The sequence below is a fragment of the Knoellia pratensis genome, from assembly GCF_042666395.1.
Classification (GTDB): domain Bacteria; phylum Actinomycetota; class Actinomycetes; order Actinomycetales; family Dermatophilaceae; genus Knoellia; species Knoellia pratensis.
The window spans coordinates 799,026-818,755 of record NZ_JBHTDJ010000001.1 but is presented as its reverse complement, the minus strand read 5'-3'; the positions used below and the strand labels follow the sequence as shown (position 1 = coordinate 818,755).

Sequence of the window (19,730 nt, the reverse complement as noted above, 5' to 3'; positions counted from 1 at the left end):
AGCGAGAAGGATGACGGTGATGAGTGCGACGACAGGGATTGAGGAGCTGGGCGTGAGCGGGCTGGGCGAGGTCGACGAGGGCTCGTTCACGGAGCTGGCGGAGCGGCACCGGCGGGAGCTGCATGTGCACAGCTATCGGATGCTCGGGTCGTTCGAGGATGCCGAGGACGCGGTGCAGGAGACGTTTCTGCGGGCGTGGCGGGGGCGGGAGACGTTCGAGGGGCGGTCGACGTTCCGGGCCTGGTTGTATCGGATCGCCACGAACGCCTGCCTCGACCTACTCGCCAAGCGTCGGCCGGAGCCTGCCGTGGGGGGCGAAGTGCTGTGGTTGCAGCCCTACCCGGATGCGTTGCTCGATGAGTTGCCCGCGGTGGAGGCGGACGAACCGGAGGCGCTCGCCGTGGCGCGGGAGACGATCGAGCTCGCGTATCTCGTTGCAGTGCAACACCTTGCGCCTCGTCCGCGGGCGGTACTGATCCTGCGGGACGTGCTCGGCTGGCCGGCGAAGGAGGTCGCCGAGGTGCTCGGCGACTCGGTCAACTCGGTCAACAGCGCGCTGCAGCGGGCTCGCGCCGGGATGCGGGAGCACCTGCCGGCGGAGCGTCAGGACTGGATGGGTGGGTCCGGAGTTGGGGGTGGCGGCGAGGGGGACGCGGAGACGCGCGACCTGGTGCGCCGTTTCACCGATGCCTGCGTGGCCACGGACATCGACGTGCTGGCGGCGATGGTGACGGACGACGTCCGCAGCTCAATGCCGCCCACCCCTGGTTTGCAGCTGGGTCGCGAGGCACTGGTGGAGTACTGGATAGAGAGCGGGTTCGCAGGCATGACGGGCCTGCGCCCGGTGGCCACTTCTGCGAACCGGCAGCCAGCGATCGCCTTCTACCAGTGGCAGGCATCTGAGGGCGCGTACCTGCCCCTGACCCTCGACGTCGTGCGTATCGCCGACGGGAAGGTCGCCGAGATCATCACGTTCCACGACGACCAGTTCCCGCGGTTTGGGCTGCCGGAGAGCCTGCCGGCCGACGGCACGGAGTAGCCCCGTGCGAACGCTCGCGCTGCGTGGCGGCGAGCGAGTCGCCGTGGTCCCCACGGAGTGGATCGACGCGTTCGGTGTCGTCACCCGCGGGGAGGTGCAGTTTGAGCTGCGCGACGGCTCCAGTGGGCCGGTCCTGGGACAAGACGCCGGGTTCTGGCTCCAGGGCACCGGCGTTCGTGCCCTGCTCAACCCCGGCCCTCACACGGCGATGGTCCGCATCGCCACACCCGAACACCCAAGAACGATTGATGGAGGAATGACATGAGCAGCATCAAGAACACCACGGTCAACGCCGGCCCGGCATCAAGCCAGACGAGCTCCACTCAGAAGCCTCGAGTCCGCAAGCTCGTCGCCAAAGGCTTGCTCGCCGCGGTCGCTGCGACCGCAGCCACCACATTTGTCGCCGCACTGGCGAAAGCCGCTGGCGTGGTCTTCGAGGTCCCAGATGGTGGCGAGACGATCCCCCTGTCCGGCATCGCCTTCGTGACAGGAGTCTTCTCGGTCGTGGGCGTCGTCATCGCTACCGCCCTGCTCAGATGGAGCACTCAGCCCGCGAGGCGCTTCGTCCAGGTGTCGGTGACCCTGACCGCGATCTCCCTGGTCCCACCATTCCTGTCAGCCGCTAGCACAGTGGCCGCTCTTGTCGGGCTCCATCTCGTCGCGGCCGCAGTGATGATCCCCAGTCTGGCACTGAGCCTCCATACCCGGAGCGATTGCCCATGAGCGCGATGTGTGGCCAACTGGATCATGCTTCACAGGGCGTTGGTTCAAGTTCGCTACACCTGGGACGGATAGTTCGATGGATGTTCGCGTAGGGCTGTGCGGCTGGACGGTCTCCCAGTCTTCGTATGTGCGTCGCTTTCCCCTCGTCGAGGTGCAGCACACCTTCTACGAGCCGCCGGCGGACGCCGTGCTGATGCGCTGGCGCACCCAGGTGCCGACCAGTTTCGAGTTCACGATCAAGGCGTGGCAGGTCGTCACCCATGAGTCAAACAGCCCCACCTATCGGCGACTGAAGAAGCCTCTGCCGGACAGCGCGCGTGGTCAGGTCGGAGCGTTCAGGACCACGCCTCCGGTCCTTGCGGGCTGGCAGCGGACCCTCGAGTGCGCCCGGGTCCTGCAGGCCACCGCCGTCCTGCTTCAGTGCCCGAAGAGCTTTCGCCCGACGGCCGACAACGTCGGACGGCTGCGCACCTTCATGGCGAAGGTGGAGCGGCCGGCCGGGCGGCTTCTGTGGGAGCCCCGTGGTGAGTGGCCCGCGCAGCTCCTCACGGAACTCTGCGCCGAGCTGGACCTTGTTCATGTCGTCGACCCGATGCAGACCGAGACTGTGACGCCAGACCAGACCTACTACCGGCTGCATGGCACTACCGGCTCGCGACACGTCCACACTGATGACGAGTTGCACCGGCTGCGGGACATGGTTTACGGCCGACCGTCGCCGTACGTCATGTTCAACAACCTGCCCCGCACCGGCGACGCAGAGCGGTTCCTTGCCCTGCTCTGATCGCCATGGGTCAATGGCGGAGAAATGACTCCGGTCGCCGCGGACGCATCGCGCGAAGTTCGATCCCTGCCCGGAGCAACGGTGACGTCAGGCGGAGTCCACTGCTGGGGTGTCCCTGCGCTGGTTGGCCCTGAATCGCGCCTTCTTCTGGCGGTTCCCGCAGGTGTTCATGTCGCACCATTTGCGGCTCCGGCTCTGGCTCGTGTCGAAGAAGGCTGCGCGGCACATGGATGAGGAGCACAAGGCCAGATTTCCGTCACGCTCTCCCGCAATGATCTCGATCGCGTCGGCGGCGATCACGCTGAGCGCATCCTCGACGGAGGCGGGTGAGCTGAGCCGCCACTGCCGTGTGCGCTTGGCGGTGAGGATGGGCGCGGCCCGACCGCCGACGCTGCAGTCGTTGATGACGCGGACCGCAGCTGCTGGCAGCGATTTCTGAAGCGCGGCCGCCGTCGCCGCGGCGTGAATCGACTCCCTCAGCTCCCGGGCGAGTTCCAGTTGGACAGGGGTGCAGGAGTCCACGGCGAGCCCATTCACCGCAAGCCAGTCCACCAGTCGTTGCGGCGTGGGAATGCGCTCCACAGGCGTGCCATGACGCTCCGACAGCGTCCCCGTGAAGCTGGTCGCCAGCACGGCCCCGAGACGGAAGTCAGGAAACTCAGAAAGCATGGAACCACCTTAGCCGGTTGCCTAAGGCTCACAACGCTGATAGAACCGTCTTAGCCGGTTCCACTGTCCGACCCGATTCCACGACCATTCGGGCACACCACGCCGGGACGGAAGGCGCAAGTCGATGGTTGATGTCGGAGTTCTGCTGAGTTTCGTCGCGGTGATTCTGCTGTTCCTCATCCCACCCGGACCCGACATGGCCTACATGCTTGCCGTCGGTCTCGAACGCGGTCGCCGGTCGGCACTGGCAGCGATCCTCGGCATCGGCACAGGCATGAGCATCTACGCCACTGCGGTCGTCATCGGACTGGGAAGGGTGGCCGAGTCGCACCCGCCACTCCTCGACGCGGTCAAGGTGCTCGGTGCGGCCTATCTGGGGTGGCTGGCGTACGTCACCTTCCGCAATGCGCGCCGCAGCACCAGCGGTTCCCACGGACCTTCGACCGGGCGACCGTATGTGCGAGGCGTGGTGGTCAGCCTGACCAATCCCAAGCTGATTCTCTTCTTCCTGGCGGTCCTTCCACAGTTCATGGGCGACGCGGAGAACGACGGGATGCAATTGGCCCTGCTGGGCGCCGTCAACGTCCTCGCAGAGGTCGTCCTCTACGGGACGATCGGCCTGCTCGCCGGCACCTTCCATTCGCGCTTCAGTGGCAGCCGAGGCGCCAGTGCGGCCCTGAACTACATCGCGGGCGGGGTCTACCTCGTGCTGGCGCTGGTGGTGGTGACGGAACTGCTGCGAGGTTGATACGTCGATCCCGGCGAGCGCCCAGCCCGCTCACGGCATACGTCACGAAGGGCAGGACGGTCCGCCACGCGAGACCCACGACTTCCACGACGGTGCGCATGACCATTGGTGCCCGCACGTTCCAGATCGGGCTCCCGAGGATCACCCGTGTCGTAGCCCGACACTTCAGGCCGTGCGGTCGTGGGTCTGCTCGATCTTGACTTCGAAGGGATGGAACGTCGCGCGCCCTTCTTGGCCCATGAGCCTGTGGTTGTCGGGTTGAACGCAGGTCGTTCCGGAGTGGGGAATGGCCTGCGTCTAGGCCGAGTGATCAGCTGATACGTCGCGTGCACGGTTCCTACCAAGCCCGCAAGGCCAATGCCGAGCATCACGGTTTCGAAGAAGCCCCAGACCCCCACGCTCTGCTGCACGGCGGTGCCGGGATCCGACGCGTCGTAGAGGATTTCGATGCGGTCGCCCACCTCTGTCTCGAGCTCGTACCGAGTGAGATTGATGGGCTCGGCGTGCTCCGACCCCACGAGTTGAACATCCACACTGTCCTGGCTCCCACGCCCCCACGGGTTGTGAATGGCACCACATCAGCCGCAGCGACAACCCCGCGCTCCTTGAGCGCCTGGTGCACCACCAGTGCGTTCACGACGAACGCGCCACCCGCGAGTAGGCAGAACAGAGAGCACACAAGGTTGCCCACGGGGCCGAGCCGACGATTCATTGCGCGCTACTTCGTCTGGTTGGGGTGGTGGGTGTGAACGTCGAGCAGATAGACAACGCGGTCGTCGATGTGGAACCAGATTCGCGCACCGTTGTGCGGTTCGTGCTGCCACCTCTCGTGCGTCTTGCCCTGATGCGTGACGGTGGCAAGACTCCCCCTCAATCGGTGGTTCTGCGTGGTCTCGCGATCCGGGTGCTGGGTCAGGTGCTCCCATGCTTCAACGACCGCATTGGGTTGCGTAGCAACGAGATCCGTCCAGCCCTTCCGGGACTGATTCGTCGCGAACCGGATCCCATACTCACTTTTGCGAAGCGGGCGAGGGACGCCCTTCGCCTTGGTCACTCGCCTGCTGGGTGAGGAACGGCGACACCGTCATCGAGCCAGTCCAGCTCGTCGTCGGCGCTGTAGCCCGCGGCGATTGCGGTCGCCGTGGCGCATCAGAAGACGGACCAGTTGAAGCCGTGATCGGTACTCGGCGACTACTTCGATCACGCCAACAATGTTGGCGTTGGGTGTGACAAGGCAGGATGACCCCGATACCGGGCCCCCAGCACCGAGTCGTACGTTGGGGGGATGAAGGCCATCACCATCTCCGAGCCGGGCGGCCCCGAAGCCCTCGTCCTCACCGACGTCGACACTCCCGAGCCCAAGTCCGGCGAGGTCCGCATCAAGGTCGCCGCAGCGGGCGTCAACCGGGCCGACACCCTTCAGCGACAGGGCTTCTACAACCCGCCCGCCGGTGAGACCGACATCCCCGGGCTCGAAGTCTCGGGCGTCATCGACGCCGTCGGCGAAGGCGTCACCGAATGGGTCGTCGGCGACGAGGTGTGCGCGCTGCTCGTCGGTGGCGGCTACGCAGAGCAGGTCACCGTGCCCGCCGGCCAGGTCCTCCCCATCCCCGCCGGAGTCGACCTCAAGGACGCAGCTGCCCTGCCCGAGGTTGCCTCGACCGTGTGGTCCAACGTCTTCCTCACCGCGAACCTCCAGCCCGGCGAGACCCTCCTCATCCACGGCGGCTCCTCCGGCATCGGCACCATGGCCATCCAGCTCGCCCGCGAGGTCGGAGCCCGCGTCGCCGTCACCGCCGGCAGCCAGGAGAAGCTCGACTACTGCCGCGAGCTCGGCGCCGAGATCCTCATCAACTACAAGGAGCAGGACTTCGTCGAGGAGCTCAAGAAGGCGACGGACGGCCACGGCGCCGACGTCATCCTCGACAACATGGGCGCGAAGTACCTCCCCCGCAACGTCCAGGCCCTCGCCACCGCCGGCCGCCTCGTCATCATCGGCATGCAGGGCGGCGTCAAGGGCGAGCTCGACATCCAGGCCCTCCTCCGCAAGCGCGGCGCGGTCATCGCCACGAGCCTGCGCGCCCGCCCCGTGGCCGAAAAGGCCACCATCGTCGCCGCCGTCCGCGAACACGTCTGGCCGATGATCGCCGACGCTCGCGTCCGCCCGATCGTCCACTCGCGCCACCCCCTGGCCAACGCCAGCCAGGCCCACGCGGAGATGGAAGCCAGCCACCACATCGGCAAGATCCTCCTGCTCACCAACTGACCGGCATACCGGGTTCGTGCGGTGAGGGTGCGGTTCGGCTCAACAACCTCTTGGTGTTTGGCTACACACCTCAAGGTTATTGACGCGCCGGAACCCCAACCAACCTTGGCGAGAACTCGCCACGAAATGGCCTTGCGCAACCACCTAAATACTCGGTATACATGTCCCTGTCCGAGCACGGCATACCGGGTATTCAGGCGGATCAGGGGCCAACTGAAACCACTCGGTATGCCGGCTCGGCACCGTACGCGGGAGCGCAGGGGTTCCCGTGTCGAACGTTGAAGGAGACACGGATGTCGGTCAAGCAAGGGCTCATGGCACTCCTCGCAGAGGGGCCGATGTATGGCGCGCAGCTGCGAGTCGAGTTCGAGGAACGGACCGGCGGTACGTGGCCGCTCAACGTCGGGCAGGTCTACACGACGCTGAACCGTCTCGAGCGTGACGGGCTCGTCGAGGCGACCGGCGAGGCCGACGGTGAGGGTCGCATCTCCTACCGCCTCACCGACGCGGGCCGCGCCGAGGTGCGCACCTGGTGGACCACGCCCGTCGACCGCGACACGACGCCGCGCAACGAGCTGACGATCAAGCTCGCTCTGGCAGTGACGGTTCCCGGCGTCGACGTCCAGGCCGTCGCCCAGACCCAGCGCACCTCGACCCTCAAGCACCTCCACGACCTCACCCGGCTCAAGCAGCAGGTGATGCGCAAGCAGTGCGACGCCGAGAAGTCAGACCAGAGCCCTGAAGCTCCTCAGGCAGAAGGCGCGGCCAACCACGACCTCGCCTGGCTCCTCGTCCTCGAGAACCTCATCTTCACGGCTGAGGCCGAGGTCCGCTGGCTCGACCACGTCGAGACCCGGCTCCATCGGGAGTCGCTGCGCCCTTTTCCTCGTTCGGGGGCCACGGGCGAGGTGGCGGCGAGAGCGGCAGCCGAGGAGACGGCATACCGGCGTGAGCTCGAAAGCCAGCAACAGACCGACGCGAGCCAGAGGGAGGCACGGCGATGACCGCCCCCAGCCTGCTCCTCGACAACGTCACCCGGATTCACGGGACGGGTGACACCGCGGTCCGCGCCCTCGACGGGGTGAGCCTCGAGGTCTTGCCCGGCGAGCTCGTCGCCGTCATGGGCCCGAGCGGCTCCGGCAAGTCGACCCTGCTCAACCTCGCCGGCGGACTCGACAAGGCAACCAGCGGACGCGTCGTCATCGAGGGCGAGGACCTCACCGGCCTCAACGCGAAGGGCATCGCCCAATTGCGGCGCAGGAGAGTGGGATTCGTCTTCCAGGACTACAACCTCATCCCCAGCCTCACCGCCGCCGAGAACGTCGCACTCCCCCTCGAGCTCGACGGCGAACGCGCCAGCCAGGCCCGGCGCCACGCCCGCCAGAGCCTCGACCTCATGGGACTGCGCGAGCTCTCCGACCGCTTCCCCGACCAGATGTCCGGCGGGCAGCAGCAACGCGTCGCCATCGCCCGCGCCCTCGTCGGCAGCCGCCGCCTCGTCCTCGCCGACGAACCCACCGGAGCCCTCGACAGCCACACCGGAGAGGACGTTCTGCGCGTCCTGCGCGAGCGCTGCGACGACGGCGTCGCGGGACTCCTCGTCACCCACGAAGCCCGCCACGCCGCATGGGCCGACCGCGTCGTGTTCCTGCGCGACGGTGTCGTTGTCGACTCCACCGGGCGCGCCAGCTCGGCCGAGGACCTCCTCGACTCCGCGAGCGCGAACCGATGACGGCCGACGCCAACGCCGGAAAGCGTTCGGCGTGGGGCCGATTCAAGGGAAGCTGGGGCATCGCCCTGCGCATGGCCCGGCGTGACGTACGGCGCCACAAGGGACGCAGCGCACTCATCATGATCATGGTCGCGCTGCCGACCGCTCTGCTCGTCTTCGCGATCGTCTCGGCAGCCACGAGTCAGGTCACCGGCGCCGAACAGATCCCGAGCCGCATGGGCAACGGGGTAGCGATGGTCGACTACCCCCAAGTCGGCATGAACGTCGAGCAGCCCCCCGACCCCAACGCCGGGGGGACGGGTTCGAGCAACGGCGGCAAGGAGATCCCGGGCTGGGTCGACGGCGGTTCGTCCTTCGACAACGCCGCCGTGATGAGCACCCTCACCGGCACCAAGGCGGTCCCCCTTCTCGAGGAGACCGTGACGACGCGGCGAGACGGCCGACGCCTCAACCTTCAGAGCCTGGCCCTCGACGCCCGCCAGGGAGTCACCGGCAAGGTCACACTCACGAGCGGACGCTTTCCCGAGCGTGCCGGCGAAGTCCTCGTGACCACCGCCGGTTCGGGGCGCGGGTTGCCGACCAGCGGGACCTTCGACGTGCGCGCCGGCCTCGTGGACGTCAAGGTCGACGTCGTCGGCACCGCAGATGTGGTCTCGGACGGCGGCGGGCAGTACCTCGACCTCGTCACGTCGCAACCCATGATCTCGGGCGTCTCCGGCGGCACGTGGGTCCTCCTTGACGACAAGCCCGTGACTTGGTCCAAGGTCATGGACCTCAACCGCTACGGCTTGACCGTCTGGTCCGCCGAGATGTTGCGCAACCCGCCCGCGATGAGCGAGCTCCCGCCACGGGTGCAGGACATGGCCGGCTTCGACGACGACCGCACGGGCAGCTTCGTCGCAATCGGCGGCGCGCTCCTCCTCGTCATCACCACTCTGCTGGTGGGGCCGGCGTTCGCGGTGAGCGCCGCCCGCCAGCGACGCACGCTCGCGCTCGCGGCGAGCAATGGTTCGACCACAGCCCAACTGCGGCACACCGTGCTGGCCCAAGCCGTGGTCCTCGGAATCCTCGCCGCAGCGGTTGGGGCCGCATTGGGCATCGGTGCTGCGTGGCTTCTCACCCACCGGGTGTGGTTTGCCGAGAACTTTGCTCTCAGCGGACCGTTTGAAGTGCCCCTCCTGCCGGTCATCGGCACGACCGTCACGGCGATGGCCAGCGCCGTCATCGCCGCACTGATTCCGGCCCGACGGCTGGGCCGGCTCGACATCATCGGCGTGATGAAGGGCCAGAGCGTCTCTCCCCGCCCGAGCAAGGTGGTCTTCCTCATCGGCGCCGTCCTCGCGGGAGTCGGTGGTGCTGCGGTGATCTCGTTCGCGGCGTCGCAGGCTGCGACCGGTCGAGATGGCGGAGAGATCGGCACGGTTCTGGCTACGATTGCGCTCGTCGTGGGCGCCGTGATGCTTTCTCCCATGATTCTCGTCGGCATCGCCCGACTGAGTTCGCGGCTGCCCGTCCCGCTGCGGATGGCCACGCGCGACGCCGGCCGTCAGCGCTCGCGCAGCGTGCCATCAGTGGCGGCGATCCTCGCCGGCGTCGCAGCCCTCACGATGGTGCTCATCGCCAGCGGCAGCGACGAGGAGCAGAGCCGCCGCGAATACGCGGCACAAAACCTCCTGGGCGACACCACGGCCTTCGTCAACGGGGAGAACCCGAAGGCCGAGGACCTCGAGCGGATCGCGGACGGATTCCGTTCTGTCCGAGCGGGTCTCGTCGTCTCACCCGTCGCGTCGATCGACTCGGGCGATCCGATGATGTACTCGATGAGTCCGAACCCCCCGTCCAAGCCCTATGACACGCGCGCCATCAACGTCGTCCCGCCCGGGTGCACCCCACAGCAGACCGTCTACGACCCCAGCCCGAGCCTCGACGCGTCTGGACAGCCGCCATGCCAAGCCATCGGGACGCACGGCATGGGCAACTCCGGGGCCCAGATGAACTTCACGACCCTGGAGGAACTCAGTCGCCGACTCAGCGCCATAGGTCACACTGCTGACGTCGACGCCGTCCGCAAGGGGGCCGTCGTCGTGACACGCGCACCCGGAGACAAGCGCATCATCGAGAACGGCGCGATCACCGTCATGACCGCAACCCAACGCACCGACCCCACGGCCACCGAGGTGACCGATCCCTCTGCAAACCTGCGCGACGTCGAAACGACCACCGTTCCTGCCATCGAGATCGACATCACTCGTGACACGGCCGGAGCACTGTTCAACGCGAGCCTGCTCGCCACGACGGAGGTCGCTACGGCCCAAGGCTGGTCCACCCGCACCAGCAAGCTCACCCTCCACGACCCGGCCGGACCGATCTCGCAGGACCTCACCGACCGGCTCGGCTTCGGGGCTGACGACGACGTCTACCTCACGACAGAGCGCGGCTTCGTCTCCGAACTCGGGCCGATCATCGCTGTCCTCCTCGGCGTCTTCATGCTGCTACTTCTTGTCATCACCCTCACGTCGACGGCGCTGACTCTCGCCGAACAGGAGAACGACCAAGCCACACTCGCGGCCCTCGGCTCGGGTCGGGGCACCCGCCGGATCATGGCGGCGGCGCAGGCGTTCACCCTCTGCATCATCGGCGTCGTCCTCGGAGTCGCTGTCGGCATCGTCCCCGGCATCGCCCTGGCCTATCCCCTGACCGCCCAGTCCTACGACCCGCTCACGGGCAACTCGCTCATGGGTGACCCAATCCTCGTGTTCCCATGGCTCCTCCTGCTCGGGTTCGCCATCGCGGTACCGGTGGTGTCAGCGGCACTGGCTGCGGCCGGCATACGCAAGGCTCCGGACGCGACCCACAGAACCGCCTGACTGTCAGCCCCACCTGACAGACTTTGCGTATGCCGCTTCCTTCCGACCCAGCCGGACGTCACCGAGCGATTGCCGACACCTTCAGCGAGCGTGCGCGCGGGGTGACCGACTGGGACGCCCCGGCGCCCGTCGAGGGGTGGGCGACGCGGGACGTCGTGCGGCACCTCGTGGAGTGGTTCCCGGCGTTTCTCAAGGGCGGGACCGGGATTGAACTGCCCGCTGGCCCGTCAGTCGACGACGACCCGATCGGTGCCTGGACCGCTCACGCCGATGCGATCCAGGCCCTCCTCGACGACCCGGAGACCGAGTCCAAGGTGCTCAGCAATCCCCACACGGGCGACGTGCCCCTGCCTCAGGCGATCGACCAGTTCTACACCGCGGACGTCTTCATGCACACGTGGGATCTCGCGCGCTCGAGCGGCCAGCCCGACCGGCTCGACTCGGACTTCGCGAACCAGCTGTTCGGCGGGATGGAGCAGTACGACGAGATGCTGCGGAGCTCGGGTCAGTACGGCCCGCGCGTGGCCGTCCCCGAAACGGCCGACATCACCGACAAGCTCGTCGGCTTCATCGGCCGCGACCCGTCCTGGACCCCGCCCGCCTGATCGCGTGTGGACGGGTGGGGCAGGATGGATGACATGAGCGACCAGCCGCGCCAGCCCGAAGATCAGAGCGACGAGACCGACGAGCAGCAGTCGCGCGAGGTTCACGCCACCGCGACGATCGACGACGACCGCGTGGTCGTCGTGACGCCCGAAGGGATGGGTGTCGCCGAGCGCCCCGAGGACGGTAAGCCGACCCAGAACCCCGCCGACCTCGTCGAGCAGCCGGCCAAGGTCATGCGCATCGGCTCGATGATCAAGCAGCTCCTCGAAGAGGTCCGCAACGCGCCCCTCGACGACGCCGGTCGCGCCCGACTCGCCGACGTCCACGAGCGTTCACTCGCCGAGCTCAAGGACGGCCTCGCCCCCGAACTCGTCGAAGAGCTCGAGCGAATCTCGTTGCCGTTCAGCGAGGACGCGCCCTCCGACGCCGAGCTCCGCATCGCCCAGGCGCAGCTCGTTGGCTGGCTCGAAGGCCTCTTCCACGGCATCCAGACCGCCCTCGTCGCGCAACAGATGGCGGCCCAGGCGCAGCTGCAGCAGATGCGTCAACTGCCTCCCGGTCACGCTCCGGCACCGGGTCCGATGGGCAACCCGATGGGGATGCCCAACATGCCGAGCGGACCAGCCAGCGGACCGGACAGCGGCCCCGGCGAAGGCACCGGGCAGTACCTCTAACCCCCACAGGTCCACCGTTTTCGGGCAAGGTGCTGACCATGCGCCTTTCCCGAAAGACCGTCACTGCCCCTCTGTATGCCGTCGCGCTCGTCGCGCTTGCGGCTCCCGTTGCGAGCGCGGCGCCCCCGGGCGGTGGCGCTGATCTGTCGTGGGACGTGACGACGGTCAACGCCGACCAGAGTTTCCGCGGGCTCGACGCCGTGAACCGCGACACCGCGTGGGTCAGCGGTGCGAGTGTGACCGGCGGCGACGCCAAGGTCTACCGCACGACGGACGGTGGCAACTCCTGGCAGGACGTCAGCCCGGCCGGTAGCGCTGGCCTCAACTTCCGTGACGTCGAGGCCCAGGACGCACGCACCGCAACGGTTCTCGCGATCGGCGAGGGTGAGGCGTCCCGGATCTACCGGACGGTTGACGGCGGGGCGAACTGGACCGAGACGTTCCGCAACACCGAACCCACGGCGTTCTTCAACTGCATGGACTTCTACCCGGGCGGCAAGCGGGGACTCGCGGTGAGTGACCCCGTGGCCGGCAAGTTCCGGATCATCTCGACCCAGGACGGCGGGAAGTCGTGGTCGGTGCTCCCCTCTGCGGGGATGCCGGACTCGACAGGTGAGGCGAACTTCTCGGCGAGTGGCGACTGCCTGACCATCTCGGGGCGCGACGCCTGGTTCGGCTCGGGCGGCGCGAAGGCGCGGATCTTCCACTCCACCGACCATGGGCTCAACTGGACGGCGACGGACTCGACCATCCCCGCCGGCGAGGCAGCCGGCGTCTTCGGGCTCGCGTTCAAGAACCCGCGCCAGGGCATCGCCGTCGGTGGCGACTTCGCGGCCGCGGCCAACGGCGTCGACGCGTCGGCGACGACCCGGGACGGGAAGTCCTGGACCAACGGAGGCGACCTCGCGCACCTGGGTGAGGACGCGGCATACCTGCGTCGTTCCGTTGTCGTCGTCGGCGAGAGCGGACCGGTCGCCGGGAGCAGCGTCTCGACCGACGGCGGACAGACCTGGTCGCAGTTCAGCGCGGTCGGCTTCCACACGCTCGACTGCACCGACGACGGCGCCTGCTGGGCCGCCGGCGGCAAGGGTCGCGTCGGGAAACTTTGACCAAGTCGAACTCATGAGTAACTAGCGAGGCAAACCTACGGAAGCGTAAGTTGACGAACATGACCGCCACCACGTGGAGCCAGACCGATCTCCTGCGCGAACTCAGCCCCGTCGTCGAGGCCAACCTCAACCGGCACATCGGTGTGGCCAAGACCTGGTACCCACACGACTTCATCCCGTGGAGCGATGGCCGCAACTTCGACGGCCTCATGGGTGGTGACGCGTGGAGTCCCGACGACGCGCCGATCTCGGAGGTCGCCCGCTCCGCGCTCATCGTCAACCTCCTCACCGAGGACAACCTGCCGAGCTATCACCACGAGATCGCACTGATCTTCGGGCGCGACGACGCCTGGGGCGAGTGGGTCCACCGCTGGACGGCTGAGGAAGGCCGTCACGGCATCGCGATGCGCGACTACATGCTCGTGAAGCGCATGGTCGACCCAGCCGCGCTCGAGGACTTCCGGATGACGCACATGTCGCAGGGCTACGAGTCCGCACACAGTGGCGAGTTGCTGCACTCCCTCGCCTATGTGTCGTTCCAGGAGCTCGCGACGCGGGTGTCGCACCGCAACACCGGGCGCTACACCAACGACCCCATGGCCGACCAGCTGCTCCAGCGGATCGCGGCCGACGAGAACCTCCACATGATCTTCTATCGCAACCTCATGGGTGCCGCGCTCGAGCTCGACCCCAGCAGCTCGATGATGGCGATCCGGGACGTCGTCCTCAACTTCGCGATGCCCGGCACGGACATCCCCGGGTTCCAGCGCAAGGCCGTCGAGATGGCCGTCGCCGGGATCTATGACCTCCGCCAGCACGCCGATGACGTCGTCGCGCCGGTGCTCCGCTTCTGGAAGGTCTGGGACCTCCAGAACCTCTCCGCCGAGGGTGAGCAGGCGCGCATGGAGCTCGCTGACTTCATGTCCGGGCTCGACACGAAGGCGTCGCGGTTCGAGGACAAGCGCGACACCCTCGCCGCCCGCATGAACCTCTGACCCAACCCCGATCAAAGACTGCGGGCTGCGGCGCGTCCTGCTGCGCGGCCGGAGAACAGGCACCCACCCACGAACGTGCCCTCGAGAGAACGGTATCCGTGCACCCCACCGCCGCCGAACCCGGCGACTTCGCCCGCGGCATACAGGCCTGGCACGGGTGAACCGTCGGCTCCGATGACCTGGGAGTCGAGGTTGGTCTGCAGCCCCCCGAGTGACTTGCGGGTCACGATGTTGAGCCGCACCGCGACGAGCGGGCCCCGCTTGGGGTCGAGGATCCTGTGCGGCGGGAACGCGCGCTTGGTGAGCTTGTCGCCGCGGTACTGACGGGCGACGTGGATCGCGGCGATCTGTGCGTCCTTCGTAAAGCCGTTGTCGACCTGCCGGTCGCGCTCCACCACCTGGCGCTCGATGTGCGCGTGGTCGACGGGGGCGTCGGGGGTCAGCGCGTTCATCCTGGCGACGAGCTCACGCAGGGTGTCGGCCTGGACGAAGTCGATGCCGTGGTCGAGGAACGCCTGCATCGAGGGCTGCACCGCGGTGATGGGCCGCTTGGCGATGTCGCGATAGTTGCGGTCGGTGAGGTCGAGGTTCTGCTCGCTGCCGGAGAGGGCGAACTCCTTGCCGACGAGGGTGCGGTTGGTGATGAACCACGAGTGGTCGTGCCCGGTCGTGCGCAGGTGCTGCAGCGTGCCGAGCGTGTCGAAGCCGGGGAAGTTCGGCGGCGGCAGCCGGTCGCCGTTGCCGTCGAACCACAGCGACGACGGGCCGGGCAGGATGCGGATCGCGTGCTTGGGCCAGATCGGGTCCCAGTTGTTGATGCCCTCGACGTAGTGCCACATGCGGTCGCGGTTGATGACCGTGCCGCCGGCGCTCTCGGTGATGGCGAGCATGCGCCCGTCGACGTAGGCCGGGACGCCCGTGATCATGTGCTCGGGAGCGGCGCCGAGGCGGTCGGGCCAGTTGGCGCGCACGAGGTCGTGGTTGCCTCCGATGCCTCCACTGGTGACGAGGACGGCATGCGCACCGAACTCGAAGTCGCCGACGACGTCTCGGTTGGAGGCCACGCCGCGTGACGAATTGTCCTCTGCAAGAACGGATCCACGCACACCTGTGACTGCGCCGCCGGTCGTGATGACCTCGTCGACGCGGTGACGCGGGCGATAGATGATGCGACCGCCGGCGATGTGCTGCCGGACGCGCTCGATGAAGGGCGAGACCACGCCCGTGCCCGTGCCCCACGGGATGTGGAAGCGCGGCACCGAGTTGCCGTGACCGCCCGCGCGACCATCGCCGCGCTCGGCCCAGCCGACGACGGGGAAGAAGCTGATCCCGAACTGCCGCAGCCAGTCCCGCTTCTCGCCGGCCGCCCACTCGACGTAGGCGCGACCCCACTTGCGCGGCCAGTAGTCCTCGTCGCGGTCCCAACCCGCGCTGCCCTCCCAGTCCTGCCAGGCGAGGTCGAAGTTGTCCTTGATCCCCATCCGCCGCTGCTCGGGACTGTCGACGAGGAAGAGCCCACCGAAGCTCCACCACGCCTGCCCGCCGAGGTTCGCCTCGCTCTCCTGGTCGAGAAGGACGACGGAGCGTCCGGCATCAGCAAGCTCATTCGCAGCGACGAGACCGGCGAGGCCGGCCCCGACGACAAGGGCGTCAGCGTCCATGCGGTTCAACCTATCGTCCGCCTGTCGCCCGCCATCGACGGATGCGTATGCCGGTCAGTCCCGTTCCGCTCAACAGGCGCCGCGCGCTCGCCGCGCCTATCGTCGCAAGCACCCCACTCCCACACAGGAGGTCAACGATGACCCGTCACCTGACCCGAACCACTTCAGCCGCAGCAGTGACCCTCGCCGGTGCGCTCCTCATGGCCGGACTGAGCACCGCGAGCGCTGCCTCCGCTGCCGCACCGGGGGCCGACGTGCCGACCGAACCCACCTCGGGCGCGTGCGGTTTCGCGCCGCTCGAGGACCAGACGTACTCCACCTTCGTCGGACTGCCCAACGACCCGGCACGCACCCCGAGTCGCGGTGACGCGGGCGTCGTCCTCGAGACGAACCACGGCGACATCCCGGTGGTCCTCGAGCGCGCGAAGGCTCCGTGCACGGTGCTCAGCCTCGAGTACCTCACCCGGGCCAAGTACTTCGACGGCACGAACTGCCACCGCCTCACGGCATACACAACTCCGCCGGCGGCACTGTCCGTCCTCCAGTGCGGTGACCCGCTCGGGACCGGCTGGGGCGACCCGGGCTACTCGTTCAAGGACGAGCTCGACTCGGCCAAGGCGCTCGAGAACTGGCCCGGCTTCCCCGACGGCAGCCGCAAGGTCTACCCCCGCGGCGCCCTCGCGATGGCCAACGGCGGGCCCGACACCAACGGCAGCCAGTTCTTCCTCGTCTATGAGGACTCGCGCCTGCGCCCCAACTACACCGTCTTCGGGCACGTGAGCGAGGCCGGCATGAAGGTGCTCGACACCATCGCCGCGGGCGGCATCGACCCCGGCGCCGAGGGCACAGCCCAGGACGGCGCCCCCGCCATCGGCGCAACCATCGAGCGGGCCAAGCGCACCAGCCCCAACTGACCACCAAGCGACTTCGTGCCCGAAACGGACCGGCGAGCTCCAGCGAGTCGGTCCGTTTCGGGCACGAAGTCGCTCTGTCAGGAAGGTGAGGTGAAGAGTTGGGGCCAGGGGATGTCCGCGACTGAGGTGACCACGACGTCGGCATCCTTGGCCAGGACCTCGACGGTCGCCGTGCCGAGCACTGCCACCAGGAGTCCGGCTCCAGCGGCTCTCCCTGACACCAGCCCGGCCGTCGCGTCCTCGACGACGACACAGTCTCCGATCGGGACACCGAGCAGGGCTGCCCCTCGTTCATAAGGCTCGGGTCCGGGCTTGCCGTGCGACACATCGCTGGCCGTCACCACGACCGAGGGCCGCGGCAGTCCGGTCGCAGCCAGCCGCGCCCCGGCCAGATCCCGCTCGCACGACGTCACGATGGCGTGCGGCACACCGAGCCGATCGAGCTTCTCCAGGGCTTCGACCGCGCCGGGCAGGACGACAATCCCTTCGGTGTCCGCGACCTCGATCTGACCGATCCGCGCGTGCGCCGTCAGCCGCTCGGCCTCCGTGCGGTCAGCCATGACGATCGCGATGGTGTTGGCGCTCGTCCGTCCGTGCGCTCCGGCCAGGGCCGCGGGGGCGATCCCGAACTCGTCGCACCACTGCAACCATGAGCGCTCAACGGCTCCCAGCGAGTCGATGAGCGTGCCGTCCATGTCGAACAGGACCCCGGCGAAGGAGCGCTCCGGGAACTGCCCGGCAAGGGTTGAAGCCATGCGGTCACCTTAGGGTGGTGACATGGCTCGCCTTGATCAAGGACGTCCCCGTGGCGCCCTGCTGAGTGCGACCACTGCGGCCGTGGCGCTCGTCGGCGGCTGGACGGTCGCCGCGACACAGCAACCCGCGGGCTTCGACTCGGTGCGTGAGTCGATCAGCGCCCTCGCCGCCGTCGAGACACCGCATCGCTGGATCATGACGGTCGCGCTCGTCCTCACCGGCCTGGCGCACGTCGGCTCGGCGCTCATGTTGCCCGGGCTCCGACGCCCCGGTCGTTGGGTGCTCGGCGCAGCCGGCGTCGCAACGATCGGCGTGGCGCTCCTCCCGCTGCCGTCACGCTCCGACGGTGCCCTTGCCCACACGATCATCGCCTCGGTGAGCTTCGTGCTCCTCGCGATCTGGCCGTGGTTCGCGGCGGACGACTCGAGCACATCCTTGGTCCGGCGCAACGTCGCGCGCCCCGCGGCCGTTCTCATGGTCGTCCTCGTCGCCTCGCTCACCGTGGGAGCAAGGGCGGGTATGCCGTTCGGTGCCCACGAGCGCATCGTCGCCGCGCTGCTCGCGCTCTGGCCCCTTGCCACCGCGATCGCCGCGTGGTGGGCACTCGGGCACAGGGTCGGCGGGCGGAGGGTGCGCGGCCTGCTCACGGTCGCAGCCCTCACCGTCGCCTGCGCGACCGGTGGGACGGCGGCCACTCGGCTGGCACCGGCCACGGCGCAAACCCTGCACTACTCGGCACAGGTGCAGCTCTCGATGGACCCACGGGCCGCAAACCACCTGAGCGCCCGCACACTCTTCGGCGACATCAATGTCGGCTTCACCGGCTTCGCCCCGGGCATCGAGGCCACGCCACAGGTCAAGGCGTCGATCGCCGACGTGCTCAGCCGACCGGGAGTCACGGTCTCGAGTCTGCAGCCGGGGCCTTTGGAACTCAGCGCCGCCATCCGCACCGCGGCCCGGGACGTCGGGTTGCGGTTCGGCGGTGGCGCCCTCGTCGTCGTGGCCCTGAGCCTGGGCGTCGGGGCCCTCGTGCGCCGCCGGCGACCTCGTGCCCGGACCGTGGTGGGGGCGTCGCTCGCCTGGGTGATCGCCTGTGGCGCAGCGGGTTTGGGCATCTGGCAGACCTATCAACCGGTGCGTCAGCACGACTTCACCTCGACCGGCGTGCTCGGCACGGTGCAGCGCAACCAGTCGCTCCTCTCCGATGTCGAGGCGCGCACGGCCCAGGTGTCGCCCTACCTGCGCAACCTCATCGCTCTGTCCTCGGCCCTGCAGGACAAGTACTCGCCCACCGAGCTCTCCCAGCCGGTCGCCCTGCGCGTACTCCTCGTCTCCGATCTCCACGCCGGCAACGAGTACGCACTGCTGCGCACAATCGTCGAGCAGGAGAACATCGACCTCGTCATCGACACCGGTGACCTCGTGAACTTCGGGACGGTGACCGAGGGCGATGCGTCCGGGATGTTCGCAGGCATCGCCTCCCTGCCGGTCCCCTATCTCTTCACCCGGGGCAACCATGACGCCACGTCGGCCACCGACCGAGCCATCCTCGACCGGATGGAGCGCATCCCCAACGTCGTTCTGTTGCAGCCGAGTCCGGAGTCCTACACGGTCGTGGACGCGGGCGGCATACGCATCGGTGGTTTCAACGACCCCCGATGGTTCGGCGACGACGGCAAGCGAAGCAAGGACAAGCAACAGCCCGCCAAGAAGGCGTTCATCGACGCCTTTGCGAAGCAGGAATCGATCGACCTCCTCGTGTCGCACGAGCCGTGGGCGGTGCAGGACGTGCCGCGCGCCGACGTCGTCATCAACGGGCACATGCACACGCCCGACCTGGAGGGGAACCGAATCCAGGTCGGCACCTTCACGGGCGGCGGACCGCTCACCCACTTCGTCGGCGAGGAGGACGGTGAGGAGCTTGTCGGCCAACCGTCCGCGTTCGACGTGCTGACGTTCGGCGAGACCTGCCGCCTGACGTCGGTGACGCGTTACAGGTACCGGAACGTCATCGAGGGGCGGCCGGCATACGACGACGTCAGCCTCGTCAACGGGAGCCGCATCGACACGGCGACCGACGACCGCACGTGCGCCACGCCGGAACCCGGCACCGGCCCACTCGGCTCCCTCACCATCGCAGAGGTGCCGGCTCAATCGACCGAGCCGACGCCAAGCGAGGCAGACTGA

Annotated in this window: 19 protein-coding genes; 15 read left to right on the top strand and 4 right to left on the bottom strand. The window is 68.1% G+C overall.

Features of this window, described 5'->3' with window-relative positions; translation table 11 throughout:
* The first annotated feature begins 19 nt into the window (after nt 1-19).
* From ACFQRE_RS03860 to ACFQRE_RS03845, 4 genes are all read left to right on the top strand, one after another.
* Nucleotides 20-1,039, top strand: coding sequence for an RNA polymerase subunit sigma-70 (locus ACFQRE_RS03860; protein WP_380119114.1), 1,020 nt, complete (start codon nt 20-22; stop codon nt 1,037-1,039).
* A 4-nt stretch (nt 1,040-1,043) separates the two neighbouring features.
* The gene (locus ACFQRE_RS03855) at nt 1,044-1,304 is read left to right on the top strand and encodes a hypothetical protein (protein WP_380119112.1); all 261 of its coding nucleotides are present in this window, start codon (nt 1,044-1,046) and stop codon (nt 1,302-1,304) included.
* The gene (locus ACFQRE_RS03850) at nt 1,301-1,762 is read left to right on the top strand and encodes a DUF6069 family protein (RefSeq protein ID WP_380119110.1); all 462 of its coding nucleotides are present in this window, start codon (nt 1,301-1,303) and stop codon (nt 1,760-1,762) included. The genes ACFQRE_RS03855 and ACFQRE_RS03850 overlap by 4 nt, the downstream gene beginning before the upstream one ends.
* Nucleotides 1,763-1,889: 127 nt before the next feature.
* Entirely contained in the window at nt 1,890-2,546 is a 657-nt protein-coding gene (locus tag ACFQRE_RS03845; protein ID WP_380119108.1) for a DUF72 domain-containing protein, read from the top strand.
* Nucleotides 2,547-2,633: 87 nt separating this feature from the next.
* Here ACFQRE_RS03845 and ACFQRE_RS03840 read toward each other — a convergent pair whose 3' ends face one another.
* Entirely contained in the window at nt 2,634-3,179 is a 546-nt protein-coding gene (locus ACFQRE_RS03840) for a CGNR zinc finger domain-containing protein (protein WP_380119106.1), read from the bottom strand.
* Between the two features lie 160 nt (nt 3,180-3,339).
* Between ACFQRE_RS03840 and ACFQRE_RS03835 the strand changes: the two genes are divergently transcribed.
* Entirely contained in the window at nt 3,340-3,963 is a 624-nt protein-coding gene (locus tag ACFQRE_RS03835) for a LysE family translocator (protein WP_380119104.1), read from the top strand.
* Here ACFQRE_RS03835 and ACFQRE_RS03830 read toward each other — a convergent pair.
* Nucleotides 3,863-4,069: a hypothetical protein gene (locus ACFQRE_RS03830; RefSeq protein WP_380120410.1), complete on the bottom strand. Its 207-nt coding sequence runs from the start codon at nt 4,067-4,069 to the stop codon at nt 3,863-3,865. The genes ACFQRE_RS03835 and ACFQRE_RS03830 overlap by 101 nt on opposite strands.
* Before the next feature lie 1,179 nt (nt 4,070-5,248).
* Here ACFQRE_RS03830 and ACFQRE_RS03825 point away from each other — a divergent pair.
* The 8 genes from ACFQRE_RS03825 to ACFQRE_RS03790 all read left to right on the top strand — a co-directional run bounded on the left by ACFQRE_RS03825 (nt 5,249) and on the right by ACFQRE_RS03790 (nt 14,212).
* Nucleotides 5,249-6,229 carry an NAD(P)H-quinone oxidoreductase gene (locus ACFQRE_RS03825; RefSeq protein ID WP_380119102.1) on the top strand — a complete coding sequence of 327 codons (981 nt, stop codon included), beginning with the start codon at nt 5,249-5,251 and terminating at the stop codon, nt 6,227-6,229.
* A gap of 293 nt (nt 6,230-6,522) precedes the next feature.
* Nucleotides 6,523-7,233, top strand: coding sequence for a PadR family transcriptional regulator (locus ACFQRE_RS03820; RefSeq protein ID WP_380119100.1), 711 nt, complete (start codon nt 6,523-6,525; stop codon nt 7,231-7,233).
* Nucleotides 7,230-7,961 carry an ABC transporter ATP-binding protein gene (locus tag ACFQRE_RS03815; protein WP_380119098.1) on the top strand — a complete coding sequence of 244 codons (732 nt, stop codon included), beginning with the start codon at nt 7,230-7,232 and terminating at the stop codon, nt 7,959-7,961. The genes ACFQRE_RS03820 and ACFQRE_RS03815 overlap by 4 nt, the downstream gene beginning before the upstream one ends.
* A complete protein-coding gene (locus tag ACFQRE_RS03810; RefSeq protein ID WP_380119096.1) occupies nt 7,958-10,828 on the top strand; it encodes an ABC transporter permease in 2,871 nt (956 codons plus the stop codon). The genes ACFQRE_RS03815 and ACFQRE_RS03810 overlap by 4 nt, the downstream gene beginning before the upstream one ends.
* A gap of 29 nt (nt 10,829-10,857) precedes the next feature.
* A complete protein-coding gene (locus ACFQRE_RS03805) occupies nt 10,858-11,433 on the top strand; it encodes a TIGR03086 family metal-binding protein (protein WP_380119094.1) in 576 nt (191 codons plus the stop codon).
* A gap of 24 nt (nt 11,434-11,457) precedes the next feature.
* On the top strand, nt 11,458-12,108 hold the full coding sequence (locus tag ACFQRE_RS03800) for a bacterial proteasome activator family protein (RefSeq protein ID WP_380119091.1): 651 nt from the start codon (nt 11,458-11,460) through the stop codon (nt 12,106-12,108).
* Nucleotides 12,109-12,146: 38 nt separating this feature from the next.
* Nucleotides 12,147-13,217 (top strand): WD40/YVTN/BNR-like repeat-containing protein, encoded by a 1,071-nt coding sequence (locus tag ACFQRE_RS03795; protein ID WP_380119089.1) that lies wholly within the window; start codon nt 12,147-12,149, stop codon nt 13,215-13,217.
* A gap of 59 nt (nt 13,218-13,276) precedes the next feature.
* Entirely contained in the window at nt 13,277-14,212 is a 936-nt protein-coding gene (locus ACFQRE_RS03790; protein WP_380119087.1) for an acyl-ACP desaturase, read from the top strand.
* A gap of 11 nt (nt 14,213-14,223) precedes the next feature.
* On the opposite strand, the gene ACFQRE_RS03785 is transcribed toward ACFQRE_RS03790, so the two are convergent.
* Entirely contained in the window at nt 14,224-15,873 is a 1,650-nt protein-coding gene (locus tag ACFQRE_RS03785; RefSeq protein ID WP_380119085.1) for an FAD-binding dehydrogenase, read from the bottom strand.
* Nucleotides 15,874-16,010: 137 nt separating this feature from the next.
* On the opposite strand from ACFQRE_RS03785, the gene ACFQRE_RS03780 reads away from it, so the two are divergent.
* A complete protein-coding gene (locus ACFQRE_RS03780) occupies nt 16,011-16,787 on the top strand; it encodes a peptidylprolyl isomerase (RefSeq protein ID WP_380119082.1) in 777 nt (258 codons plus the stop codon).
* 77 nt (nt 16,788-16,864) lie between these two features.
* Here ACFQRE_RS03780 and ACFQRE_RS03775 read toward each other — a convergent pair whose 3' ends face one another.
* A complete protein-coding gene (locus ACFQRE_RS03775) occupies nt 16,865-17,542 on the bottom strand; it encodes an HAD-IA family hydrolase (protein ID WP_380119080.1) in 678 nt (225 codons plus the stop codon).
* Nucleotides 17,543-17,564: 22 nt separating this feature from the next.
* Here ACFQRE_RS03775 and ACFQRE_RS03770 point away from each other — a divergent pair, with 22 nt between their 5' ends.
* Entirely contained in the window at nt 17,565-19,730 is a 2,166-nt protein-coding gene (locus tag ACFQRE_RS03770) for a DUF998 domain-containing protein (protein WP_380119078.1), read from the top strand.